This is a genomic window from bacterium (genome assembly GCA_021372535.1).
Taxonomy (GTDB): domain Bacteria; phylum Latescibacterota; class Latescibacteria; order Latescibacterales; family Latescibacteraceae; genus JAFGMP01.
The window spans coordinates 1-24,644 of the sequence record JAJFUH010000151.1; the positions used below are offsets into that span (position 1 = coordinate 1).

The window sequence follows — 24,644 nt, forward strand, 5'->3', positions numbered from 1 at the left end:
GCAATGAAGAAGTGATACGCAACTATGTTGAAAAACAAGGTAAACAGTACAAACAAATCTATGATGCACAACTCTCATTTCTTGATGGCCTTGGGTGAGAGTTTGATACCTCGCAGCTCTGCTGCGGGGTAGTTCATTTGAACGCAGATTGGGCGGATTTAGACGGATTTATTTTTTTATATCTACCGATGTAACATAGTGTAGGGGTAATTCATGAATTACCCCTACACCTTGCCTTTGTACTTTTGTGGCGAAATATTTTCATGAATAACCCCATGACCATAGATGGTAATAAGGAAGGATGAAAAAGGTATGCAGGCTGCTCATGGATTCCCGATTAAAGATTTGAGAATGACAATGTTTCAGGAGCTTCGACGCCAGTAACCGCCGATACGTTTTCAGATAAATCCGGGTTAAAAAACATTTTCGAGTGTTGATCAATATGTTGACTGTTAACAGGTATGTTCTATTAAAGCCGTGAATTGAGAAACCCATTGAAAAGCCCCGCGTTCACAACCGGTTTTCGGAAAAAGAATGGGTGCTGTCCGAGCGAGCTGAAGGCTCGTGAGTTCACACATTCCCGAAAAACGGGCAGTGAACGGGGATAAAGGCTTTTCTCGGGTGCCCTTTCCTTTGAGGTACTTTCCTTTGGGCGAGCAAAGGAAAGTATCAGAATAAAAATTTTAAAAATCCGGTATTCGATGAAAAACATTTTGTTCCTTGACATACAAAGCCTCTCCGGTCTAATATACTATAAGTATACCATAAGCATGTAAGGAATGGTACAGCGTGTTCACCATAGAGGGGAAAATAGTATGAAATCGCGCAAAAAAACAGGAATCATCGGCTTCGGGCTGGCCGGGAGAAACATGCACTACCGGGCCCTCGTCGAGGGACTCGGCGACCTCGTGGAAGTGACCGCGGTCTGGAACAGGAGCGAAATCCCCCGCGAAGGGCGTGCTCCCGGGGATTTTCCGCTTGACGGCTCGGTTGCGGTATACCGCGACATCGACCGGTTCTTCGCGCATCCGGACATGGATGTCGTGCACATCACAACGCCGAGCGGACAGCACCTCGAATATATCGAGCGGGCCGCGCTGTCGGGCAGGCATGTAATCTGCGACAAGCCGCTCGAAGTGACACTCGCCCGGATCGACCGTGCCATCGGGGTCTGCGAAAAGAACGGCGTGAAGCTCACGGTCAGCTTCCAGCACCGGTATAATCCCCATGTGCAGCGCCTGAAGGACGTTATCGAAAAAGGGAATCTGGGCGAAATAATCGAGGGTTCCACCGAGTGCAAACTCTACCGTAATCCCGAATACTACACCGGGTCCTCATGGCATGGCATATATTCCCTCGACGGCGGCGCGGCGCTCATAAACCAGTCAATCCACTACATCGACCTCCTCCAGTGGCTCATGGGCGCGCCGGTGGAAACGGTGAGGAAGGGAATAGCGGAACGGCTCGTTCACACGTATATCGAGGCCGAGGATTTCGGGTACGGCGAACTGGCGCTCGCAAACGGCGCTTCCATGACCATTCTTGGCGGCACCTGCTTCAGACCGGGCATCGGCCAGAGCCTCGAAATAAAGGGAACCGACGGCTGGGCATCGGTTACCGAGGGAATCGTGACACGTGCCTGCTGGGGCGGCGCCGACAAAACCGCCTCGTTCGGCGAAGCGGTGCGGGTATCCGGATCGTCATCGTCCCCCATGCTCGGTCTCGACAACCATGTGCGCTGTTTCCGTGCTGCCTACGAGGCTCTGCTCCGGGGAGACGATATGCCCGTGAGCGGTCATGAGGCGCGGAAGTCAACCGAGATCATCCTCGGAATATACAAGGCCGCCGAGACGGACAGACCGGTTGCGCTGCCGCTCGAAGCAGATTACAAACCCGGCGGCGCCCGTTAAAGCGGTGAGTACTGATAAAAGCCCGGTTTCACAATGGAAATGATAATCCCCAGACATTAATATGAAAATATCATGTAACATCTTGATTGTAAATAGAATATAAGCTACTTCAGATCGAGAATTTACAAACCCGTTGAAAAGCCCCGCGTTCACAATCGGTTTTCGGAAAGAGAATGGGTGCTGTCCGAGCGAGCCGAAGGCTCGTGAGTTCACACATTCCCGAAAAACGGTTGTGAACGGGGAAGAAGGCTTTTCACGGGCGCCCTTTCCTTTGGATACTTTCCTTCGGGCGAGCAAAGGAAAGTATCAGATTAAAAAGTGACCTTAAAAATGGTTATTTACCGAACATACGATGGCGTTGATAACCTCCGGTTGATTTGTTATATGTTGATTTGTTATATTATGCTCGTGAAGCATTCTTTCATTCCTCATTTCATCAGATAATAGAAAAAACCGGAGAGAACACGTGATAAAAAGAATTCTGCTGACCATATCGCCTCTTGCTTCTATCGTGTATATGCTTACCGCCTGTCCTGCGCCCGCCCAGCCCGGAACTTGCGGAGTCGGGCTAATTATCGGCGAGCCGACGGGATTTTCCTTTAAATACCGTCAGGCCGGAACGATTGCGTATGACGGCGCTGTGGCATGGTCGTTTGTCAAGGAACCTCATCTCCACGTTCATGTCGATGTTCTCAACCATAACCGTGAAATTCTCAACGATAATCTGGAGATTACCGAGGGTTCACTGATTCTCTATTACGGCATCGGAGGCCGTCTCCGTATCGAGGAAGAATCGAGGATCGGGATACGGTTCGTTATCGGGACATCATATGAATTCGAGGATGCGCCGTTCGATGCTTTCTTCGAGATCGCGCCCATCATGGATATCGCTCCCGCGACCGAGCTGACCGGGAACGCCGCAATCGGCATGCGTTACTGGTTCTGATATGATTTACCGTGAAAATGCAGGCGAAAAAAGAGCAAAAAAAGCCACCCCGCAGTGGAGTGGCTTTTGTGTGTGTATATGGTTTTCCGAATCGGTGAAAATACCGGTCAAAGCGAAGCAAACCGCACTTTTTTCGGCTTGACCAGCCGCTCGAAATCGGCGTATTTCAGACGGATGAGCTCCGTGTGGGAACCGGCGTTGAACGCGATCTCCTCGTCAACGCTGAGCGCTTCGGCGACATACACATCCATCCCGTAGAGATTCCCGAACGGCGGCATCGCGCCGACATCGCACTCGGGGAAGAGGTCTTTGAACTCCTCCTCGGAGGCAAGCTCGGCGTTTTTTGCCCCGATGGCCTTTCTCAGGAGGTGAAAATCGATCTGATGAGAGGAGGGCAGAACCGCCATCGCCATTCTGCCGTCTATCTTGACCATGACCGTCTTCGCCAGCTCCTTTCCCGGGATGTGGGAGGAAGCCGCCACCTCCTGCGCCGTATAAGCCTTTGAATGGCTTATCGTTACATACTTTATCCCCTTGCTGTCGAGGAATTCCTTCAATTTCCGTACCGGCATATACCCTCCTTTATGATGTCCTGACTTTTCCGTTCCGACACCACAGCCAACGATACCGAACGCATGAAGTCTATTCCATGATATACTTCGAATATCCCTCTCTATTATTTTACTCCTTATTTAATAATCAGAATCATGCAAATTCAAGTATTATTTTTCGGAGACAGGTATTTAAAGAAAAAAAGTCTGAACCGCTGATTGAAATGATTAAATGATTTTCATGATTAAAACCGGGATAATGACCAATATCATCATGGCAATCAGTTAATCACGGTAATCAATGGTTCAGACAGTTTAAATACATAAAACCGTTTTTATGTCGTATAGCCTCAGTCAGTACTGACTGGGCTCAGGGATAAGTGATCTTTCTTTCCGTTTTCCCCCTTATCCCAGCCTCTCATGCGCCTTTCTCAGCAGTTCCCCGACCCGTACACCATACGGGCACGCCTTTTCGTATGAACGGTAATCATTAACTGCATCGGCCCGTTTCGTTTTCGGAATCTGCGCGTAATACTCCCGCGCCTCCCTCGTTGCGCCGAATCCCGTGTAATAGCCGGAGAACCGGAGGATGTCCGACACCGCTACGCCGTCCGGGTTGGCCCGCTCGCATGCTCCGCACATGCGGCAGTAGTACCCGCCCATGCACTCGGCGAACCGCCTGAGTCCTTGGTCCTCGCTGGCGGTGAGAGTGCCGCCGACCGCTTCGAGGTTCTCCTTGAGTTCGTCGAAGGAATAGAGCATGCTGCCGTACGCCTTCACGCCGGGGACATTGAGCGCCCAGTGTATGAGCGCGGTGGCGATGCTCTTGTTGTCCGGCAGGTACGCGCTCACACGCTCCCTGAGATCGGGCACTTCTTCCCAGTTCTTTGCGCCGTAGAGAAAGACCTTCATCGCCGTGACCGCGATTCCCTTGCCGGCGGCCTTCTTGATGAGCGCGAGATACCGGTCCTGGCTCGTCTGCGAAAATTTATCGTCGGTGAAATAGTCGCGCGGCACTGTCGGGTTGACGGGCACCTGAATGAGGTCGAAGAAATCGCTGTCGATGGCCGCCTCGAATATCTCGGAGGTGTTGACATGCTGGGACATCATGAGATGACGTGTCTTGCCTTGTTTCTTGAGGGTCTCGAACGCCTGTATCACGCCCGTTTTCGCCTTGACGTCCTCCGGCTTGCGGTACTGGGAATGAACCTTGAATCCGTCGATGTATTCGAGCCCGGTTTTTTTCAGGCAGCCCTCGAAAATCTCGATGGCCTTGTCCTTTTCGAGGCTTGCCACTACCGTGTCACAGTAGAAAGAATCGCGGTCCCGTTCACGGAAGAGTTCGTACGGCGCGGGATCGACCCAGTGACCGAACTTGTGCCAGTAGTTGATCCCTGCATCGAGTGCGGCCTTGTACATTTCCGTATCGGCCATACGGTCGCCGAGGAACACCGATGTCTTCATGTTTGTCCGGCCTAACATCACATATTTCAGTCCCTTGCCGGATTTTTGGGCGGGTTTCTGTCCACAGCCGGCGAGGGAAATCGCGGCTGCCCCGGCCGCGGCGGTCGATGAGGCTTCCGTGATGAAACGGCGGCGCGATATAGCGCCTGTCCCGCAGCCATCGAGCGTTCTTTTCGCTTTTTTCATACAGGTTCCTTTCAACGGATATGCAATATATTATCTTGAATTTTCTGGAAAGCGGTAACACACTTCCGCTAATGATAACCATTATAATTAAAAAAGTGTAATCATAACAGGGAAAATAGGATATATCCCGGATTTTATCTGAAAATGCATCTATGGTTCCCGGTACTGAAGCCCCGGTTGTGTGTCGGGAATCCCCATAATACAGTCATTCCCGGATCTTTAATCGGGAATCCATGTACAGCCCGCATATATTTTTCATCCTTCATTATTACTCTCGATGATTATGAAGATTATTCGTGAAAATAATCTGCCACAAACGTACAAAGGCAAGGTGTAGGGGTAATTCATGAATTACCCCTACACTATGTTACATCGGTAGATATAAAAAAATAAATCCGTCTGAATCCGCCCGACCCGCGTAAATCCGCGTTCTGTTAAAATTCATGAATAGATCGGGGACAAAGGTATGACTTGAAAAAAATGGGGAGTTACCAGTTATGATGTGAAGCTTGCTTTTTCCGGGCGAGCCTGTTATATTTTTAAAAATCAAGATTCTGCTGACCTATGTAAGGAACATGCAGAAAACGGAACCCCGGCTCTGACCTGAAAAACCGGGCTGGCACGGTTCCGGTGCACTAAATCGAGATGGTCGTGCTAGACGGGGAGCTAGCGGTGCCCTGTAACCCGCAATCCGCTATAGCGGGGTTGAATTCCCGGACGAGGTCTCGGTATTTTTTTGCTGAAGTGATCCATTCCGGTGTTGAAGGCCGGGACCTGCGCAACGGGAGTCTTCCGAACCCCGTCAGGATCGGAAGATAGCAGCGGTAGGAAGTTCTTTCGTGTGCCGCAGGACAACTTGGCCGGAGCCGGGTGTTTCATGGAACATTAAAATGCCCTGCCGAGGAAGGGTGCACGACCTGTATATTCATATATGGTTCGGAAAAAGCGATGGCCCGCATTGTTTCGGCGGAGTGACGTTTATGAATTCGTTACGGCCGGTTCGCCACCTCGAACCGTATGATAAATGGTACCCCGAGATATATCCAGGTTACTCATGAAAATATTTACCACAAAGACACAAATTGAGATAATAGATTATTTATACTTTCATTTAATAATTATTCAAAAGTATACATCTCAACCAAAAAATCCGTGAAAATCCGTCCGATCCGCGTAAATCCGTGTTCTATTAAATTTTGAGAATCGATCGGATTAACAGGTTAAACTTCACACTGCCGAAAATATGTCCTATATCGTAACCGCCAGAAAATGGCGACCACAGTTTTTCCGTGATGTCATTTCCCAGAAGCATGTCACCGAGACGCTCAAAAATGCCATCAAGAGTGGCCGTGTCGGCCATGCGTATCTGTTCAGCGGCCCACGCGGGGTGGGTAAGACCACGGTGGCCCGGATTTTCGCCAAGGCGCTCAACTGCATCCATGGACCTGCCGAGGAGCCGTGCAACGTCTGCGAAAACTGTGTGAGCATCCAGTCCGGCGCTTCCATGGATGTGCAGGAGCTGGACGGCGCTTCGCACAACAGTGTGGATGATGCCCGCGACCTCATCTCCAACATCGGGTATCATTCGACGCAGTGCCGGTACAAGATGTATATCATCGATGAAGTCCATATGCTTTCACGGGAAGCGTTCAACGCGCTCCTGAAAACACTCGAGGAGCCCCCCTCGAATGTCATCTTCGTTTTTGCCACCACCGAGCCGCATAAAATTCCGGTCACTATACTGTCACGGTGCCAGCGGTTTGATTTCCACCGTCTTTCGGTCCATGAAATCGCGGGGAAAATCAGGACTATCGCCGAAGCCGAGTCCATCGGAATCGACGATTCCTCGGTGATGCTCATCGCCCGGCGGGCAACCGGCGCCATGCGTGACGCCGAGAGTATCCTCGAACAGCTCAGGGCTTCGCGGGGGACGGATATAACGATTGGTGATGTCACCGAGGTTCTCGGTATCGCCGACCGTGAGATTTTTTTCAGGATTGTCGAGCGGTGCCATGAGCAGGATACCGCCGGTGTCCTCGGGCTGTTTACCGCATATTATGACGGGGGCGGCGACCTCAAGGAATTCGTCGAGGGGCTGCTCGGTCATCTCCGCGATATGCTCTATTCCCGTTTCGAGGGCGGGCTCGATCAGATCACCCTGTCGGATGACATGCGGCTCAGAATCAGGGAGCAGTCGGAATGGTTCCACCAGGGCGACCTTGTCAGGATGATACAGGTTGTGACCGATACGGAATCCTCTCTTGCCTATGCGGTGATACCCACGCTTCGTATCGAAATGGCTCTCGTCCGCATGGCGAGCATGGAAACCACAGTGCAGCTCAAGAGTCTTTTCGACATGCTCGGCGGTGCGAAAGCCGCCGGACAGCCTGCGGGAGTACCTCCGGTGCCCACGGCGCGGGCATCCTCGGCCTACGGGGAAAAACCGTCCGCGAAAAGTTCCGGGTTTGATGCAGCGGAAGCTGCCGGAGATTCGGAAGTTCCCGAATATACCATGGATCCGGGGTATTCCGATGATGAGGAACCCGAATGTCTCAGTGTCGAACCCGCGATCGGTTCCATCAGGAGCAGCTGGAGAGCGATTACCGACCGTATCGGCTCGGTGAAACCGGGAGTGAGCCCTTCTCTTGCGGTAAGCGAACCCGAATCGTTCGATAACGGGAAACTGACCCTGGCGTTTGAATCGGGGCATGAATTTCACCGTAAAACGGTCGAATCGAATGCGTCCGCTCTTGAAGAAATTTTCGGAGCTATCGTGGGTACACCAGTGAAAATCGCATGTTATGTGCGTCATGCCGACAGTAAAAAAAAAGTGACCGAGGTTGATGATCTTATAAAACGGGAGCCTGTTGTCGGCGATATTCTCAGGCGTTTTGACGGTGAGATCAACGGCTCATGGAGGGAGTGAAATGACCAAGGGATTCGGTAATATGGGCAATATGATGAAGCAGGCGCAGAAACTGCAGAAACAGATGCTTGAGATGCAGGAGGAGCTTGCGAAGAAAACCGTTGAGGGATCATCCGGCGGCGGCATGGTCAAGGTGATAGCGAACGGCCAGCAGGAAATTCTCGAGGTCAAAATCGACCCGGAAGTCGTTGATCCCGGGGATATCGAGCTTCTGGAAGACCTCATCGTCGCGGCAATCGCCAATGCCCGTGACAACGCTAAATCAATGATGGAAGCCGAGATGGGCAAACTCCTTCCGGGGGGAATATCGGGTCTCGGTATTCCCGGGCTTGGATGAAACTATGCAGGAACAGGGTGTTTTTAACACGCTCGTTGAGAAACTGGCAGACCTGCCCGGTATCGGCATTAAAACGGCGCAGCGGCTTGCCTTTCATATCATGAAGCTGAGCCGCGAAGAAGCGCTCGGGCTTGCCCGTGCCATCGAGGACGTGAAGAACAGGGTGACCCATTGTTCGGGATGCTTCAACCTGACCGAGGAAGACCCCTGTCCGATCTGCTCCGACATGCGCCGTGACCGCTCGGTCATCTGCGCGGTGGAAAATCCTTCCGATGTCAACGCAATCGAGAAATCCGGTGTGTTTCGCGGCGTGTACCATGTGCTCGGCGGAGCGCTGTCTCCGCTCGATAACATCGGCCCCGATGATATCCGGATCAGGGAGCTCGAAAAGCGGCTCGACGGCTCGGTCAGGGAAGTCATCGTTGCAACGAATCCGACAGTCGAGGGCGAAACGACCGCCAGTTACATCGCCGATCGGCTTGCACGGTCGGGTGTCCGTGTTACCCGTATCGCCCGCGGGCTTCCTGTCGGCGGAGATCTGGAGCTGGCGGACAAGGTGACCCTGGCGCGCTCGCTCGAGGGCCGTCTGGATATTCTCAGAAATCCGGAAAATCAGCCATGAACGATAAACGGGAAGTTCATTCCATTAAAGCGGGAGTGATGAATCCGGCCAACCTGCTGACGATGCTGAGAATCCTCCTGGTTCCCCTCTATCTGTGGCTTTTCGCCGAGGGCTCGTGGATTACCTCCGTGCTCGCTCTTATCGTTTTCGTAACAGCCGCGATAACCGACCTCTATGACGGGAAGCTGGCGCGGAAGAGGAAAGAGGTTACAAAACTCGGCAAATTCATGGACCCGCTCGCCGATAAAATCCTCGTGATCGGCGCGCTCGTCCAGTTCTGGTTCATGGGGCTCGTCAATTTCTGGCTCGTCGGCGTGATTATTGTAAGGGATATCTGGGTTACCATAATGCGGGTCAGGGCGATTATAAGCGGGACGGAGCTCAAAACCTCCGGGGATGCAAAGCTCAAGACGACTATTCAGCTCACCGTGATAATAACCATCATCGTTTTTTATGGCGCCCGGATTATCGCTCTTCATCTGGGATATTCAGGGCCGTGGATCAGCATTTCCGGATTCCGTACCTTTTTTGATGTGCTGGTCGGTATAGCGGTGGTATTCACACTGTATTCCTGGATCAAATATCTCTTTGCCGGAAATCCGGCAAAAGCATGATACTTGTGAAGGCTGAACGCTGAATCTTTAAATGTGTATTGGTTTGAGAAATTTACGGTCGGATACGGGAATAATTATTTCACCACATAGCTTTTGTTACGGCAATCCGTCATACATGCTTCGGCCTCCTGTCTCCTGACCTCTTTTTTATCCGGTATATATATTCCAAAGATTATTCACACTCCATGACGGGAAAACGGTGGGTATACTGAAAAAATCCGTGACCGCTGAACAGGAACTCACCGGCGGGGGATTCGGAGGCTTTGCGGCGCGGTTTACGGCGAGCGGGATGTATATCGGCTATGTGCCATGGGCGCAGGGTACGGCCGGTTCGCTCTGGGGCCCGCTTCTCTACCTGCTCGTTCCCGTAGGCGCGTTGAAATGGTTATGGCTGGGTACACCGGCGCTTTTTCTTTTGGGTGTCTGGGCTTCGGGGAAATGCGAAGGGTACTGGGGCCATGATCCCGGCAGAGTGGTGATCGACGAGGTTGTCGGGATGCTTGTGACGCTTTCCTTTCTCACCCTGTCGTATACGGGTCTCGCTGCGGGATTTGTGCTTTTCAGGATCGCCGATATTTTCAAGCCATCCCCCGTGCGGCTGGCGGAGAAGCTGCCGGGCGGCTGGGGAGTGATGGCGGATGATGTTCTGGCGGGGATATATGCCAATCTGACGCTGCGCCTTTTCATACACTTTTTTCCGGGGATTCTGTGACTCCTGTAATCGAAATTATCGTTGTCGGGAATGAAATTCTTTCGGGACGCACGATCGACTGCAACGCCGCGTACCTGATCGATACTCTCATGAAAGCCGGATTCCCTGTAAGGCATGTCAGCGTTGTGGGGGATTACATTCCGGATATTTCCGTGGCGTTCCGTACCGCGCTGGAACGGTCGGATGTGACGCTCGCCACCGGGGGTCTGGGACCGACATCGGACGATGTGACCGTTCAGGCCCTTGCGGAGGCTTTCGGCCGCGAGCTTGTGCTCGATGAAGAGGTTCTGGGAAGAATCGAGGCTCTTTTCAGGCGGCGCAAGTGGTTCATGAGCGAGTCGAATAAAAAGCAGGCCCTGATTCCGACCGGCGCCGTTCCCCTTGTCAACCCCATCGGTACAGCGCCCGGAATTTCACTGGAATTGAACGGCCATGTTGTGTATCTTATGCCCGGTGTCCCCAACGAGATGCGGCTGATGTTCGATCAGGAAGTGCTGCCGCTGATTCGGGACGGATATGAGTCTTCGAAGGCTGAAACCGCGACGGTTCATGTCACGGGTATATCGGAATCGGGGCTCTACGAACGTATCGGGATTCTGCCCGGAGCTCGTGAGGCATTCAGCTATTATCCCGGCCCCGAAGGTATTGCCGTTGTCATACGGACTGAGGAAAATGCTCCGATGAGCGCTTCCGCTCTGAGTGACGAGATTGTTGCCATACTCGGCGATCTCGTTTATTCGACCGGCGGCGAAAGCATGGAGAAGGTCGTCGGGGATATGCTCGTCGGAAATGGCCTCACCATCGGGATAGCCGAATCGTGCACTGGCGGGCTTGTCACTCACCGTCTCACGAACGTTCCCGGATCGTCGGCCTATCTGCTGGCGGGTCTCGTGACCTATTCGAACGAATCGAAATGCTCCGTGCTGGGTGTCGATCCCGGTCTCATCGGGTCCCATGGCGCGGTATCGGCTGAAGTTGCCGGCGCCATGGCCGAAGGAGTGCGGAATGTTACGGGTGCTGATATAGGGCTTTCGACAACCGGGATAGCAGGTCCCGGCGGCGGAAGCGACGAGAAACCTGTGGGGCTTTTGTATGCGGGGATTTCGACTGTATACGGAACGGAGACAAAAAAGTTGCAATTTGTGGTAGATCGGCTTATTAATAAGAGTAGAATGTCACAGGCTGTATTGGATATATTACGACTTCATCTGAAAAAGAGATAAGAACTGCTATGAGAACGTTTGTTGCTGTAGAGATTCCGGGAGACATTCAGGAAAAAATCGGAGCGTACATCGATTCGATTCGCGGTACGTTCAGACACGTAAAATGGGTGGTCCCTCAAAATATCCATTTTACCATAAAATTTCTCGGTGAGGTGCATGAACCAAAACTCAAGAACCTGAGAGACTGTATTGCCGCCACCGCTTCCGAGTTCGGACCGTTTGAGGTCGGGCTTAACGGTATTGGTTATTTCCCATCCGAAAAGCGCCCGAGAGTTGTCTGGATAGGCGCCGATGGCGGGACGGATTATCTGCTCGAAGTGTTTCAGACGCTCGAAAACTGTCTTGAAAGAGTCGGCTTCGACCGTGAGGAAAGAACATTCTCTCCCCATCTGACCATCGGACGGGCTAAAAAAGATAAGAAAGTCGTAACCCCGGACAACCTGCCGGAATTCGAGCCGGTCAGGTTTGAGGTTTCCACGCTGGCGCTTATGAAAAGCACTCTGACACCGGACGGGCCGATTTACGAGAGGGCGTTCGAATGCGGGCTGTCGAAGGTGTCATGTTCGGATAGTGTCTGAAACCGAATTGTGCAAAAAATCACTTTTTGATACAGAAGTGATTTTACGAAATACGATTTACGATTTGAAACCTTTGAAATAATTATGAGCAACATGCTCGAATGCACGATATAATGTTTTCTTCCCTCTCCAGTTTACGGGAGAGAGATCGGGAGTGAGGGTAATACGATAACTTGCCCTTATTCCTGACCTTTCTCTCATACAGAAGAGAAGGGAAATAATGACCATTATCCGAATTATTTCAAAGGCTCACCATAAATCATTTCTCAGGGTATGAAAGGGGATCGGGCGTGCAAAAGAATTCTGGTGATGTCAATAAGGAAAGAGCTGTCGAGCTGGCCATCGGTCAGATCGAGAAACAGTTCGGCCGCGGTTCCATCATGAAACTGGGCGACGATTCCATGAAGGTGGAAGCTGTCGTGATTCCCTCCGGCTCGCTTGCGCTCGATGCTGCGCTCGGTATTGGTGGTTTCCCGCGGGGACGGGTTGTCGAGCTCTTCGGTCCGGAATCTTCCGGAAAAACCACCCTGGCGCTCAGTATCGTTGCAAATGCCCAGCGTATGGGCGGTTATGCGGCATACATCGATGCTGAGCACGCGCTCGATTCTGCATATGCGAGGACCATGGGAGTGGATGTCGATAACCTGCTTATCAGCCAGCCGGACTGCGGAGAGGATGCCCTCGAAATCTCCGACACGCTTATCCGGTCGGGCGCTATCGACGTCATCGTGATCGATTCGGTTGCGGCGCTTGTCCCGAGAGCCGAGCTCGAAGGCGAGATGGGGGATGCCCATGTCGGTCTCCAGGCCCGTCTCATGAGTCAGGCGCTCAGGAAGCTTACCGGCCATATTTCACGCTCCAACACATGCGTCATATTCATCAACCAGATCCGCATGAAGATCGGGGTGATGTTCGGTAATCCCGAAACCACGACGGGCGGCAATGCGCTGAAATTCTATTCCTCGGTGAGGGTCGATATCAGGCGTGTCGCGACCCTGAAAGAGCGCGAGGAGGCCATCGGCATGCGCGCCAAGGTTAAAGTGGTTAAAAACAAGCTCGCAACACCGTTCAGAACAGCCGAATTCGATATCATGTTTGATGGCACCGGGATAAGCGCCGAGGGCGATGCCATCGATATAGGCAGCGAGATCGATATCATCGCGAAATCCGGCACCTGGTTTTCGTACGAAAATGAACGCCTCGGTCAGGGCAGGGAGAATGTCCGGGCTTTCCTCCGCGAGCATCGTGATATCCGCGACCGCATCATTGCACAGATAAGAGAAAAAATGGGTTTGAAGCCTGTTACCGAGAAGAAGAAGGACGATAAGAATTTATGACATCAAACGAGATTCGCGGGAGTTTTCTCGGCTATTTCGAGAAAAACGGTCATGCCAGGATAGCCGGTTCGCCCGTTATCCCCTGGGGTGATCCAACCCTCATGTTCACCAACGCCGGAATGAACCAGTTCAAGGATGTTTTCCTCGGACGTGAGAAGCGGGACTATACACGCGCAACCACCTGCCAGCCCTGTATCCGCGCCGGCGGGAAACACAACGACCTCGACGAAGTGGGGCATACGACAAGGCATGGCACATTTCTTGAAATGCTCGGTAACTTCTCCTTCGGCGACTATTTCAAGGAAGGCGCCATCGGGTTCGCATGGGAATTCCTGACAAAGGAAATGGGGCTCAATCCCGACCTGCTTTACCCGAGCGTGTATTCAACCGACGAGGAGGCCTTTGCAATCTGGAGGGATATCATCGGCGTTCCCGCAGGCAGAATCCTCAGGTTCGGCAACATCGAGAAAGGCGACGACGAGAATTTCTGGAGCATGGGTACGACCGGTCCCTGCGGCCCGTGCTCGGAAATCTATATCGACCGCGGCGCACAGTACGGTCCCGACGATCCGTACAAGGCGCTCAGTATCGATGCCCCCCGGTTTCTCGAGCTCTGGAATCTCGTGTTCATGCAGTTCAACCGTAATGAAAGCGGCGTCATGGACCCCCTTCCCAAGCCGTCCATCGATACCGGTCTCGGCCTCGAACGCATGGCGATGGTCCTGCAGGGCAGGGAAAACATCTTCGAGACCGACATCCTCGGGAAACTCATCCGCCGTATTGAAGAATTTACCGGAAAAACCTACGCCGAGTCTACCGGTATGCCGTTCAGGGCCGCTGCCGATCATGTCCGCACCCTGAGCTTTGCCATTGCGGATGGCGCGCTTCCCTCCAACGAGGGACGCGGGTATGTCCTGCGGCGTATTCTCCGTCGCGCTTCACGGTATCTCCGCAAGCTCGAAGTCCATGAGCCGCTCATATACCGTCTTGTCAGCGATGTGGTCGATCTCATGGGAGATGCGTATCCGCGGCTCGACGAGCGGGTGGATTATACGGCGATGGTTATCAGGAGCGAGGAGGAGCGGTTCCTCAAGACCCTCGACCAGGGAGTCGATCTGTTCGAGGGGCTCGCGGCTGATGTCCGGTCACACGGGGTGCGGGTTATCAGCGGCGAGGACGCATTCAGGCTGTATGACACCTTCGGATTCCCCGTTGACCTGACACGGATCATGGCCGAGGAACAGAACCTGACCGTGGACATGGCCGCTTTTGAAAAGGCGATGGAAGCCCAGCGTATCCGTGCCCGCGAATCTTCCTCATTCCAGGCTGTCGACGACAGCGGTGAACCATGGCAGGAAGTCCCCGGGACGGCCGGGGGTGGTTCGGTTTTCGTTGGATATGAAAGCGATTCTGCCGAGGCGAATCTTGTCAGGTATCGTGAAAACGGAGATGGCGCTGTCGAGCTCGTGTTCGACAAAACCCCGTTTTATGCCCTTTCGGGCGGTCAGGTAAATGACACGGGAACTATCGTGCCTCATGATGACGCGTTCGGTCTCCGTGTGAAGGATGTCCGCGATTACCCGCAGGCGGGCAGAGCGCATATCTGCGAGGTCGAGCGGGGGAAATTTGCCGTCTCCTCGCTCATTTCCGCTCCGGCGCGTCTTTCAATTGCCGGCGGGCCGCGTCATGACACCGAGCGAAACCACTCGGCGACACATCTGCTCCAGGCGGGGCTTCAGGATGTTCTCGGGAAGCATGTCCGGCAGTCCGGTTCGTTTGTCGACCCCGAGCGGCTCCGCTTCGATTTCAACCACTTTTCGGCGGTCACCGCAGACGAGCTTGCCCGTGTCGAGGCGTTCGTGAACCGCGCTGTCATCGAGGACTACCCGGTTGTCATCACGCAGTCGACGCTCGAGGAAGCGCGCTCCATGGGCGCCATGAGCCTCTTCGAGGAGAAGTACGGCGACACGGTGCGGGTCGTGAAGATGGGCGATGTATCCCTCGAGCTCTGCGGCGGAACCCATGTTTCGAGAACCGGGCGGATCGGGCTTTTCAGGATCGTGTCCGAGTCCTCGGTTGCTGCCGGGATACGGCGTATCGAGGCGGTCACCGGCATGCGTTCCTATGAGCTTGCAGCTTCCGAGCTCGGTATTCTCCAGGACATTAACCATCGTCTCAACACCACGGCCGGTGATGTTGTCGAGCGGATCGAGAGCCAGGCTGCGAAAATCCGTGAGCTCGAAAAGGAAATCAGGCGCCTCAGAACCGAGGGAGCATTCGGCGGCGGCAGCGACATAATGTCGAACATTGTCGAGGTCGGGGGAGTCAAAGTGGCGTTCGGGCGCATGGATGCTGCCAGTGCGGAAGAGCTCAAGACATTCGCCGATACCATCCGTGACAGGCTCGGCAGCGGCGTCGGCGTTCTCGGAGCCGCGATTAACGGGAAAGTGTCCATTGTTGCGACGGTGACCGATGATCTTATCAAACAGCGTTCGCTCAGGGCGGGAGACATAGTCAAAAAAGTCGCCGAGGCGGTGGGCGGAACGGGCGGAGGACGGCCTCACATGGCGATGGCCGGGGGAAAAGATGTCGGGGCGCTCGATGACGCGCTCGCATCCGTGCCCGGAGTAATTGACGGATTATTGAAAGGAAAGGCATGACTTTTCACAGCCGGATGACCGTATACAGCTATCTTCTGGAAGTCAGGGATAAAAAGGGCGCGGGATTTCTCGTGCTCATGGACCCCGACCGTTCTTCTCCGCGCCTTGTTGCCGAACAGGCAGTGAAGTGCAGGGATGCCGGAGTGGATGCTCTTCTTATCGGAACGAGCCTCATGATGACGAACGGGTTTCAGGATACGGTACAGGCGGCAAGTGAAGCGATCGATATACCCGTCATCATTTTTCCCGGCGGGAAATCCCAGGTATGTGAAAAGGCGGATGCGATCCTCTTTCTTTCGCTCCTCTCGGGCCGTAATCCCGATTTTATCATCGGGGAACAGGTGCGGAGCGCTCCGCTTATTAAAAGCATGGGGCTCGAAGCGATATCCACGGCGTATCTTATTGTCGAGTCGGGGCGGATGACCTCGGTCGAATACATGTCGAACACCAAGCCGATACCCTCTGACAAGCCCGACATCGCGGTTGCCCATGCCATGACCGCGGAGATATTCGGCATGAAGATAGTGTATCTCGAGGCGGGTAGCGGCGCCGCGAAACCCGTTCCCGACGAGATGATCAGGCAGGTCGCCGCGGAGGTCGGCATTCCCGTCATGGTCGGCGGTGGCATCAGGAGCGCCGAAACGGTTTCCGCGAAGGTCGATGCGGGCGCTTCGTTCATCGTTGTCGGAAACCACCTCGAAAACAGCGATAATTTTTCGGATCTTGTTTCGTTTGTCAAAGCAGCGCACACCCTGTAACGTGCTTTCACCCTCACGGGTGATTCCGGATTTTTACTGAGGGCAGGTACATACGCATGATGATTGACCTGCACAGCCACGTTCTTCATGCTGTGGACGATGGCGCCACTTCGCTTGAGATGGCGCTCGATATGCTCCGGAACGCCATTGATTCCGGAATCCAGGTCATTGCTGCCACCCCCCATATCCTCGATGGTCTCCAGATCGGATACGAAGAAACCATAGTTGCCCGGTTCCGCGATTTATCACAGTCTGTTATCGATAATAAGCTCGATATCGATGTCTATCTCGCTTCGGAGATACATTTCCAGTTCGGCATGGAAGATATTATCGAAAGCAGCATCGGGACATACCGTGGGCTCGGGAAATATTTCCTTGTCGAAACACCGCTGACCCATTATCCGAAACGGTTCGAAGATGTCCTGGAACAGGTTTTGAACCGCGGCAAAAAGCCCATTCTGGCTCATCCCGAGCGTGTCAGTCCGCTGATGGATGATTTCGATACGATCTCACGGCTTGTGCAAAACGGTGTTCTCATGCAGGTGAATTCGGGAAGTATAACCGGAAGATTCGGAAACAAGATCGCCTCGTTTGCCTTGCAGCTGATCGACCGGGGACTCGTTCATTTCATCGCTTCGGACGCCCATTCGACCAACCGGCGCGGTTTCACTCTTGCCGAGGCCAGGATTATTGTCGAGGAACAATACGGCGATGATATTGCCGAGAGGCTCTTCTTTACCAATCCCCGGAGTGTACTCTTTTCAGAGACTGTCGAACATATCAGGCCTGTCATGACCTGAACGGAAACACTCCGTCACACTTCCGCACGGGAGGGGACAGACACATGAGCGACCGGAGTACCGGGCCGGGACATGTCCTCGTTACTTCAGGCCCCACCAGGGCCTATTTCGACCGTATCCGCTACATCGCGAACACCTCGACCGGGGCTCTCGGAGCACGTATCGTCGAGGCGCTTCTGTCACGGGGGATACCGGTGGTTCATCTGTACGGCGCGGGAAGCGAACGGCCTGCAGCCGGTGATGCCAGCCTCCTCGAATCACGAGAGGTGGTCACTGTCGATGATCTGATCGATGCGCTCAGGACGGCTGCTCACGGCAGGGAAATCAGGGCGGTGGTGCATGCGATGGCTGTTCTCGACTATATGCCCGGGACGATGATCGACGGTAAAAAATCATCGGGCGACGATTTCTGGGATGTTCGTCTCGTCCGTACCCCCAAGGTGATCGGCCTTATCAGGGAAATCATGCCCGGCGCCCTGACCGTGGGATTCAAGCTCGAAAGCGGCATCCCTGAGGATGACCTGATCGACCGTGCCGCGGCGCTCCTTGACCGGTATGCGCTCGACCTCGTTGTAGCCAACATGTTCGAGCGTGTCGGTGATGACTGTCACGAGGCTTTTTTTGTCGGGCCGGGAAGGAAGATTCTCGCCGCCGTTTCGTCGAAGAGCGATATTGCGGCGAAGCTCGCCGGTTTTATCGAGGAAAGGCTGGCATGGTGAACGAAGATTACCTGACATACTGGGGTCTGAATAAGCCACCGTTCTCGCTGACCCCCGATCCCGAAATGCTCTACCTGTCCGGACAGCATTCGGAATGTCTCATGCGGCTCAAATATGCCATCTTTTCGCACAAGGGCGGCGCTCTCCTTGTTTCGGATACCGCCGGTAACGGGAAAACCTCGGTGCTTTCCCGCCTGACCAAAGACCTCAATGAATACTACTCCGGCAGGGTGAAAGTCGCCTTTATCGACCATCCTACCCTGACCCCGATAGAGATGCTCGGAGAAATCGCCCACCAGCTCGGCGCCGAGCTTCATACCACCGAGAAAATCCGGGCGCTCAACTTTCTCCGCGACCGCCTTTTTTCACTCTACAACGACAATATCAAAGTCGTCGTGATCGTCGACGAGGGACAGATGCTCAAGGATCGCGCCGACCTGCTCGGAGAGCTCAGAATACTGTTGAATTTCTGTGTGTCCGATTCGTTTCTGCTGACATTCATTTTTTCCGGCCAGAAACCCCTCGATACGGTGCTCAGGGAAACGCCCGAATTCTGGCAGCGCCTGCCGGTGCGTTTTTTCCTCAAAAACCTCGATTATGAGGACACACGGGCCCTCGTTCGGTTCAGGCTCGGAAAGGTCGGAAGAACCGATGATATTTTTACCGAAGAGGGTTACGAGGGGATTTATAACTATTCGGAAGGATGCCCCCGCATCATCTGCTCTGTGGCCGATCTCTGTCTTATCGTCGGCTTTGCAAAGGGTGCGCGGCGTATCGGGTTCGTCGAGGTTTCAACCGCCTGCCGTGATATGGAATCTTCCGGCGACGGATTCCATTACTATGCATACCTGAAATCTCAGCAGCACACTCCTTCTCAAAAGTCGGAATCGGCTCAGCCGTCCGGGAAAACGGTACCTGTTCCGAAACGGGAAAAACACGACGCCGCACCGGTTGTTTCCGGAGGGAAATCTTCTTCCGGCCTCGGGCCTCCTCTTGCCGATATTCAGTCCGTCTCATGCCCGTCCTGTGCCGAAGCCAACCCGAAAGAGCGGAAGTTCTGCCAGAAGTGCAAATCCCCGCTTTACCGGAAATGCCCCGCCTGTTTGACGCTGATCGATACGGTCTCTAATATCTGCCCGGTCTGCCAGGCCGATATTGACATCGAAAAAGACGCTCTGGTGAAGCGCGTTCAGCAGATTCTTAATAAATACGACATTCTCGACAGCGGGACCCGGATATGGCTTGATGCGAAAGATATCGAGCTCAGGAAAGACGAGCTGGTCATGATCATTTTCCCCCGCGGCAACCTGCTGAGCGACGGCCCGGTCGTATTCAGCACATCGAATACCACCACATCATCGAGAGAGTCCTGCGACATTCTCCTTACCGACAGGCGGCTCATCATTTTTTTCGCCGGAAAGAAAACCGTCGGCACCGACCTTATCCGTATCGATTCATGCATGCACATCGATACCGGAAAGTTTCTCGGACGCCGCCGCGCACTCCTCATGGTTTCGTTCGGCGGCAGCATGTATCGTATCTCCCTCCCCTTCGGCTCCCGTAAAAACAGGGAAATCTTCGAGACGGTCTCTTCGTTTATCCAGAAAATGATGCTCAAGTGATTTGATTAAAAAAAGTGGCAAAGGGACAGAGGGACAAAGGGACAGAGGATTTTGCGATTATATCTTGAGTTATGCGGATAATCATGAAAATCGCGGTTCAGAATTCCCAGCCGGCCGACATGTATAACCGGTCGTCGCCTTCGGATGTAATACCCCAGCCCAGGCTGATCGGCCCTCCGGGTGTGGCAAACGACCCCATGATTCCGTAGGCTTGGAGAAACGTCTCCTTGGTGATGTGCTCGCCTTTCTGCCAGACATTTCCGAAACTGTAGCTCAGGTCGAGGTAGAAGTACTTCGGTACGAAAAGACGGTATGCTGCCTTTGCGACCGCGAGACGGTTACCGTATTTTTCTTCATCCGCAAGTCCGGGGAAATCGGCATAAAAGTGCGAACCGGTGCTTTCGTGGTCGTAGCAGTTGAGCCGTGAGGGATGCCCGCCGAGCGTGAACGACTCGATTTCGGGCAATGAGGGGTCCGCCGAGCCGAGAAAAAACGATCCCGAGAACGTATGGCGTCTGTTGTATGTCTGCACCATGCTCCCTCCCCAGTACAGCTTCACGAACTGTTCGGTTCCCCCGATGATTTCTTCGGTGGTTTCGATATAGATGAGGTTGAGCTTGCCCCTCCGGGGAAACGGGTATTGGTCGTAACTATCGATCAGAGAGCGCAGTACAAAACTGCGAAGCTCCTTTTTTTCCCCCTTCAGGGAAGAGGAAGGGTCTGTCTTGAGCCAGAGGGTTTCCGTTTTAAGCTGTATCACGGCGTTTCCAAGCTTATCCATCTGCTGGCCGATTGAAAATATCGCCCCGTAACGGTCGTCCTTGTAATCGGACTTGAACGAATGATCGGCATAGAGGGGACGCAGCCGGAAATTCTTGTAAAATTTTATCTCGTATGTCAGCAGTGTGCTGTAAATCCGGTCGTTTCTGCTTTCGAGCATGAGCAGCCGTTTTCTCCCGCCGATCTGAAACGTTCCGGCAAGCTGGTTGCCGAAACCAAGAATATTTTCGCGTGAAAACGTGATTTTGCCTTCCGTGTGATACATTTCATCATAATTGAGTCCGAGCCTGGTCACCGTCCAGTTTTTCTCTTTCATGTGAATGTACAGCCGTACGCCGTCCTCGTAATATTCGACATCCGGATATATCCATTCGAAAAAATTGGTGCCGTATAGGTTTTCCAGTGAGGACATCACCATGGAAAGGTTGAACGGATCCCCCGGTTTCAATTCGAGCTCACGAAGAATTGTCGTATTACGGGTCTTTATATTGCTGTCCAGCACTATATCGGTAAGCTGCGGGACTGCCGCTGTTACGGTGAGTGTTCCGGGCGGCTGATTTATTTCGGTGCCGGTCACATGGGTAAACGATAAGCCTTCCGAGCGGATAAGCCGTATTTCGCTGTCGACTTTCTCGATTACCTCCTGCATGAGAAGCGGACGGTCGGTTTCCGTAGGCAGGGTAACACTTTTGTTGATGATCTCGTCCTGGTTACGGCCTTGTATTACGAGAACGACAGTTGCGGGAACAGGTATCAGGGTCAGGGCGAGTGTTCCCTCCGCGGTGTCGAGATCGGCGCTTACCGAACAGTAGCGTCCGGATTGCCAGAGACTTTCCAGGCCGGCGGCGATTTGCCAGAAGAATGTCGTCTCCCCGGCTGTTACAAACGATGACAGGGTTGTACGGACAAACGATTCGTCTTCTCCGGGTGCTACAGTGATTGAATCGACAACCGTTTTGCGGCAGGCGGAGGATTTGAGTTCCAGTGAATCCATGAGGGCCGGAACAGCCTGTAACGCGGCCTGCCTTCCTTTTTCCACCATTTCGTGGATGGAGCCGAAATCTGTCGAGGAAAATTCATCGACATCGGGACTGATGACGAAGTCGGCGAAGTTTTTTGAATACCGCGTCATGTTTCTCATGGGGATGCTGGTTACCTGGTCTGCCACATTGAAAGCATTGTCAAGTTCTCCGATAGCATGCATACTCTCCTCGACCACCGATGCGATGATAAAATCGGAGCCCATATCGCGGACAACCTGAACGGGCAGGTTATCGACCAGACCGCCATCGACAAGAAGCTTGTTTCCCCATTCGACCGGGGTAAACAGGAGCGGAACCGTGCTCGAAGCCTGAATGGCCCGCGCGAGATTCCCTTCGGCGAGAACTTCCTTTGTCCCGGTATTGAGATTGGTAGCGACCGATCTGAACGGTATGGGGAGCTGATCGAAATTTTTCCGGCATTCGTATGTCGGGCCGAGGCAGAACCATGCGAGCGTGGTAGCATAATGCTGTCCCGAGGAAAGACTCGAGGGGATTTTTGCGTTCAGTCCCTCGAACCTGAGCTCGAAGAGGGGCCAGTCGTACATCTCTTTCGAGCTGATATATGCGCTGCGCCGCCTCGGAGAGCTGCTCATGGCGGTTGACCAGTCGGTATTCTCGAATCTGTTGATCAGATACTCCGTGCTGTATCCCGCGGCATAGAGACCGCCGACAAGACTTCCCATGGATGTGCCTGCGATACGTTCTACCCGGATACCCATATTGTTCAGCACTTCGATGACACCGAGGTGAGCGATTCCCCGCGCTCCACCGCCGGATAAAGCGAGACCGATCACGGGTCGCGTTTTTTCAGGGAAGCGTTCAACCATCCTGCCGTTTTCATACGTGATGCTGAATGTCTCGGCATGAGCTGCGCCCGTCACGAGAAAGGCAAGGAGAAGTGCGGAAGGCAGATTCACTGTTCCTCCGTGAACCTTGTGAAAAATCCTGTAAGAGTGGATAAAACCTGTCAAGGGTCAGCACGGAGTGCTGATTTACATGCCCGTGGCAGCGAACAGACAACATATTTCATAACCGGGCGCATGAAAAGAGACTTTTTCATCACCCTCTCATAAGATTATCCGGTTTATCACAGCTAATATACCATGTTATCGGATTTTTTTGAAGTATTTTGATTCATCATTTCCTGTTGCCATCCCGGGAAGATGAATTTCCATGGTTCCGTCCCGGTCGGTTCTCCATATCCGCGAATTCCTGCCTGCGAGCGTTTGTATCGTTTGGGGCGACGGGTGACCGTACCTGTTGTTCGCGCCGCACGATATGACCGACAGCCCTGGACCGACCGCGTGGATGAATCCGCCGCCGAGTCCCGCTGCGCCGTGGTGAGGGACTTTCAGTATATCGGCGCTGAGGCTCGGACCCCATGCGGTCATGACTTTTTGCACCTCTTCCTCGATGTCGCCGCTGAACAGAACCCGTGTTTCCGCAATGTCACACCTGAGCAGGAGCGAACGGTCGTTTTCGCCGGATGTCCCGCCGTTCATGAACAGGCGCGGGTTTGTTCCGGGAGAGAGCACGAGCATGCCGCCTTCATGAAACGCAATCGAATCTCCCGCACTGAGGCCGAAAACCCTGTCGCCATAGAGAAGGGCGAGCGAATCACGGATCGAGGCGCGGCAGAAAATGCGATCGACTTTCATGTCACGGAGGATGGCCGTAAGACCGCCCGTATGGTCGTCATGGAGATGACTGATGAAGATGCCGTCGAGTCTGGTGATTCCGAGATTTTTGAGGCTCGGAAGAATGAGGGTTTCCGCCGGTCCGCTATTCCCGTACCGGGGGCCGGTGTCCACGAGAAAGAACCGCTTCCCGCCGTATCCGACAAGAGCGGCATCGCCCTGACCGACATCGAAAAAGACAACCGTGCCGCTCTTTTCCGCGGAACCGCCAGCTCCGGCGATGGGATTCCATGTCCAGACAAGCGCGAGAACGAGGGGGATGTAGACGAGCCCCTTTTTGAAACCGGAACGACCGTGCGAGCGCGACAGAAGATAGAGCCACCCGGCGCAGCCAAGTCCGGTGAGAAGCGAAATCGACCCGGTGGTGACAGATGCATGGGGCAGGTTCGGGACCAGTACGGTAATCCCGTCGAGCATCCTGAGCAGAACGCCGGTGAGAAACGCCGAAACCGCCGCAAGAGGCGCGATGCTGTTTCCCGCCGCGGTCAGAAAGATCGATGTCATGCCGAGCGGGACGATGATAGATGCGAGCAGAACCGCCGGAATGTTCGCAAAAATTCCGTACAGCGGCAGGGAACCGAAGCGGGCCGCGAGAACGGGCGCTGTCCCGGCTGTAGCAAGCGCCGATATAATAAGAGCCCGGATGCCGTATCCGGACACTCCGCGAAGATTTATCCTTTCTTTCAGGGCTCCCGCAGCCGGAGGATAAAACATTCCGAGTGTCCATACAGCGGCGAACGAGAGCTCGAGGGAAGGCCCGAACAGCGATTGCGGATCGAATGCCAGAATTATCAGGAGCGCGATGAAGAGGCTGTTTTCAATGTTCTTCACCCGTTCGGACAGAATCGTTCCGAACGCAAGCGCCGCCATGATCACCGACCGTGTCACCGGGGGGCGGAAACCGCAGATACCCGCATACAGCACCAGACAAACAAGGATCAGGGCATATTTGCGGTTCCGTGAGACCGGGAAAGGCGCCAGAAGAATCCACAGCGCCAGGCAGAGAGAGCCGACATGGAGCCCCGAGACCGCAAGAACGTGCGCGATACCGGTGGTCGCAAACCGTGTCAGGGTTTCTGCGGGAACGCCGTCACGGTCGCCGATGGTCATCGCGCGGAGGATGTCACGCCGCCCGCCGTAGGGGTACCGGTCGATAAGC

General features: G+C 53.8%; 19 protein-coding genes and 1 other RNA gene. 16 read left to right on the forward strand and 4 right to left on the reverse strand.

Annotated elements, in window-relative coordinates:
* Window positions 1-815 precede the first annotated feature (815 nt).
* The gene (locus LLG96_13415; GenBank protein MCE5251210.1) at window positions 816-1,910 is read left to right on the forward strand and encodes a Gfo/Idh/MocA family oxidoreductase; all 1,095 of its coding nucleotides are present in this window, start codon (window positions 816-818) and stop codon (window positions 1,908-1,910) included.
* 466 nt (window positions 1,911-2,376) lie between these two features.
* Window positions 2,377-2,856: a hypothetical protein gene (locus LLG96_13420; protein MCE5251211.1), complete on the forward strand. Its 480-nt coding sequence runs from the start codon at window positions 2,377-2,379 to the stop codon at window positions 2,854-2,856.
* Between the two features lie 107 nt (window positions 2,857-2,963).
* Here the strand turns inward: LLG96_13420 and LLG96_13425 are convergent, their stop codons facing one another.
* Together LLG96_13425 and LLG96_13430 are read right to left on the reverse strand one after the other, a co-directional pair.
* Window positions 2,964-3,428, reverse strand: a complete 465-nt coding sequence (locus LLG96_13425) for a YbaK/EbsC family protein (protein ID MCE5251212.1) — start codon at window positions 3,426-3,428, stop codon at window positions 2,964-2,966.
* 384 nt (window positions 3,429-3,812) lie between these two features.
* Entirely contained in the window at window positions 3,813-5,057 is a 1,245-nt protein-coding gene (locus LLG96_13430; GenBank protein ID MCE5251213.1) for a twin-arginine translocation signal domain-containing protein, read from the reverse strand.
* 649 nt (window positions 5,058-5,706) lie between these two features.
* Here LLG96_13430 and ffs point away from each other — a divergent pair.
* The 14 genes from ffs to LLG96_13500 all read left to right on the forward strand — a co-directional run bounded on the left by ffs (window position 5,707) and on the right by LLG96_13500 (window position 19,965).
* An RNA gene (gene ffs, locus LLG96_13435) (signal recognition particle sRNA large type) lies at window positions 5,707-5,973 on the forward strand.
* Between the two features lie 327 nt (window positions 5,974-6,300).
* The gene (gene dnaX, locus LLG96_13440; protein ID MCE5251214.1) at window positions 6,301-7,983 is read left to right on the forward strand and encodes a DNA polymerase III subunit gamma/tau; all 1,683 of its coding nucleotides are present in this window, start codon (window positions 6,301-6,303) and stop codon (window positions 7,981-7,983) included.
* 1 nt (window position 7,984) lies between these two features.
* A complete protein-coding gene (locus LLG96_13445) occupies window positions 7,985-8,320 on the forward strand; it encodes a YbaB/EbfC family nucleoid-associated protein (protein ID MCE5251215.1) in 336 nt (111 codons plus the stop codon).
* A 4-nt stretch (window positions 8,321-8,324) separates the two neighbouring features.
* Window positions 8,325-8,942: a recombination mediator RecR gene (gene recR, locus LLG96_13450; GenBank protein MCE5251216.1), complete on the forward strand. Its 618-nt coding sequence runs from the start codon at window positions 8,325-8,327 to the stop codon at window positions 8,940-8,942.
* A complete protein-coding gene (pgsA, locus tag LLG96_13455; protein ID MCE5251217.1) occupies window positions 8,939-9,556 on the forward strand; it encodes a CDP-diacylglycerol--glycerol-3-phosphate 3-phosphatidyltransferase in 618 nt (205 codons plus the stop codon). Before recR ends, pgsA begins: the two co-directional genes overlap by 4 nt.
* Before the next feature lie 199 nt (window positions 9,557-9,755).
* On the forward strand, window positions 9,756-10,268 hold the full coding sequence (locus LLG96_13460) for a phosphatidylglycerophosphatase A (protein MCE5251218.1): 513 nt from the start codon (window positions 9,756-9,758) through the stop codon (window positions 10,266-10,268).
* The gene (locus LLG96_13465; GenBank protein ID MCE5251219.1) at window positions 10,265-11,491 is read left to right on the forward strand and encodes a competence/damage-inducible protein A; all 1,227 of its coding nucleotides are present in this window, start codon (window positions 10,265-10,267) and stop codon (window positions 11,489-11,491) included. Before LLG96_13460 ends, LLG96_13465 begins: the two co-directional genes overlap by 4 nt.
* Before the next feature lie 8 nt (window positions 11,492-11,499).
* Window positions 11,500-12,069, forward strand: coding sequence for an RNA 2',3'-cyclic phosphodiesterase (gene thpR / locus LLG96_13470; protein MCE5251220.1), 570 nt, complete (start codon window positions 11,500-11,502; stop codon window positions 12,067-12,069).
* 290 nt (window positions 12,070-12,359) lie between these two features.
* The gene (recA, locus tag LLG96_13475; GenBank protein ID MCE5251221.1) at window positions 12,360-13,406 is read left to right on the forward strand and encodes a recombinase RecA; all 1,047 of its coding nucleotides are present in this window, start codon (window positions 12,360-12,362) and stop codon (window positions 13,404-13,406) included.
* Window positions 13,403-16,066 (forward strand): alanine--tRNA ligase, encoded by a 2,664-nt coding sequence (gene alaS / locus LLG96_13480; GenBank protein ID MCE5251222.1) that lies wholly within the window; start codon window positions 13,403-13,405, stop codon window positions 16,064-16,066. Before recA ends, alaS begins: the two co-directional genes overlap by 4 nt.
* Entirely contained in the window at window positions 16,063-16,824 is a 762-nt protein-coding gene (locus LLG96_13485; protein MCE5251223.1) for a geranylgeranylglyceryl/heptaprenylglyceryl phosphate synthase, read from the forward strand. Before alaS ends, LLG96_13485 begins: the two co-directional genes overlap by 4 nt.
* A 56-nt stretch (window positions 16,825-16,880) precedes the next feature.
* Window positions 16,881-17,624 carry a hypothetical protein gene (locus tag LLG96_13490; protein ID MCE5251224.1) on the forward strand — a complete coding sequence of 248 codons (744 nt, stop codon included), beginning with the start codon at window positions 16,881-16,883 and terminating at the stop codon, window positions 17,622-17,624.
* A gap of 44 nt (window positions 17,625-17,668) precedes the next feature.
* Window positions 17,669-18,343, forward strand: a complete 675-nt coding sequence (locus tag LLG96_13495) for a hypothetical protein (GenBank protein MCE5251225.1) — start codon at window positions 17,669-17,671, stop codon at window positions 18,341-18,343.
* Window positions 18,337-19,965 (forward strand): AAA family ATPase, encoded by a 1,629-nt coding sequence (locus LLG96_13500; GenBank protein MCE5251226.1) that lies wholly within the window; start codon window positions 18,337-18,339, stop codon window positions 19,963-19,965. The genes LLG96_13495 and LLG96_13500 overlap by 7 nt, the downstream gene beginning before the upstream one ends.
* 97 nt (window positions 19,966-20,062) lie before the next feature.
* On the opposite strand, the gene LLG96_13505 is transcribed toward LLG96_13500, so the two are convergent.
* Window positions 20,063-22,705, reverse strand: coding sequence for a patatin-like phospholipase family protein (locus tag LLG96_13505; protein MCE5251227.1), 2,643 nt, complete (start codon window positions 22,703-22,705; stop codon window positions 20,063-20,065).
* A 189-nt stretch (window positions 22,706-22,894) separates the two neighbouring features.
* Window positions 22,895-24,644, reverse strand: a 1,750-nt coding sequence (locus LLG96_13510) for a DNA internalization-related competence protein ComEC/Rec2 (protein ID MCE5251228.1), incomplete at its 5' end; no start/stop codon positions are given.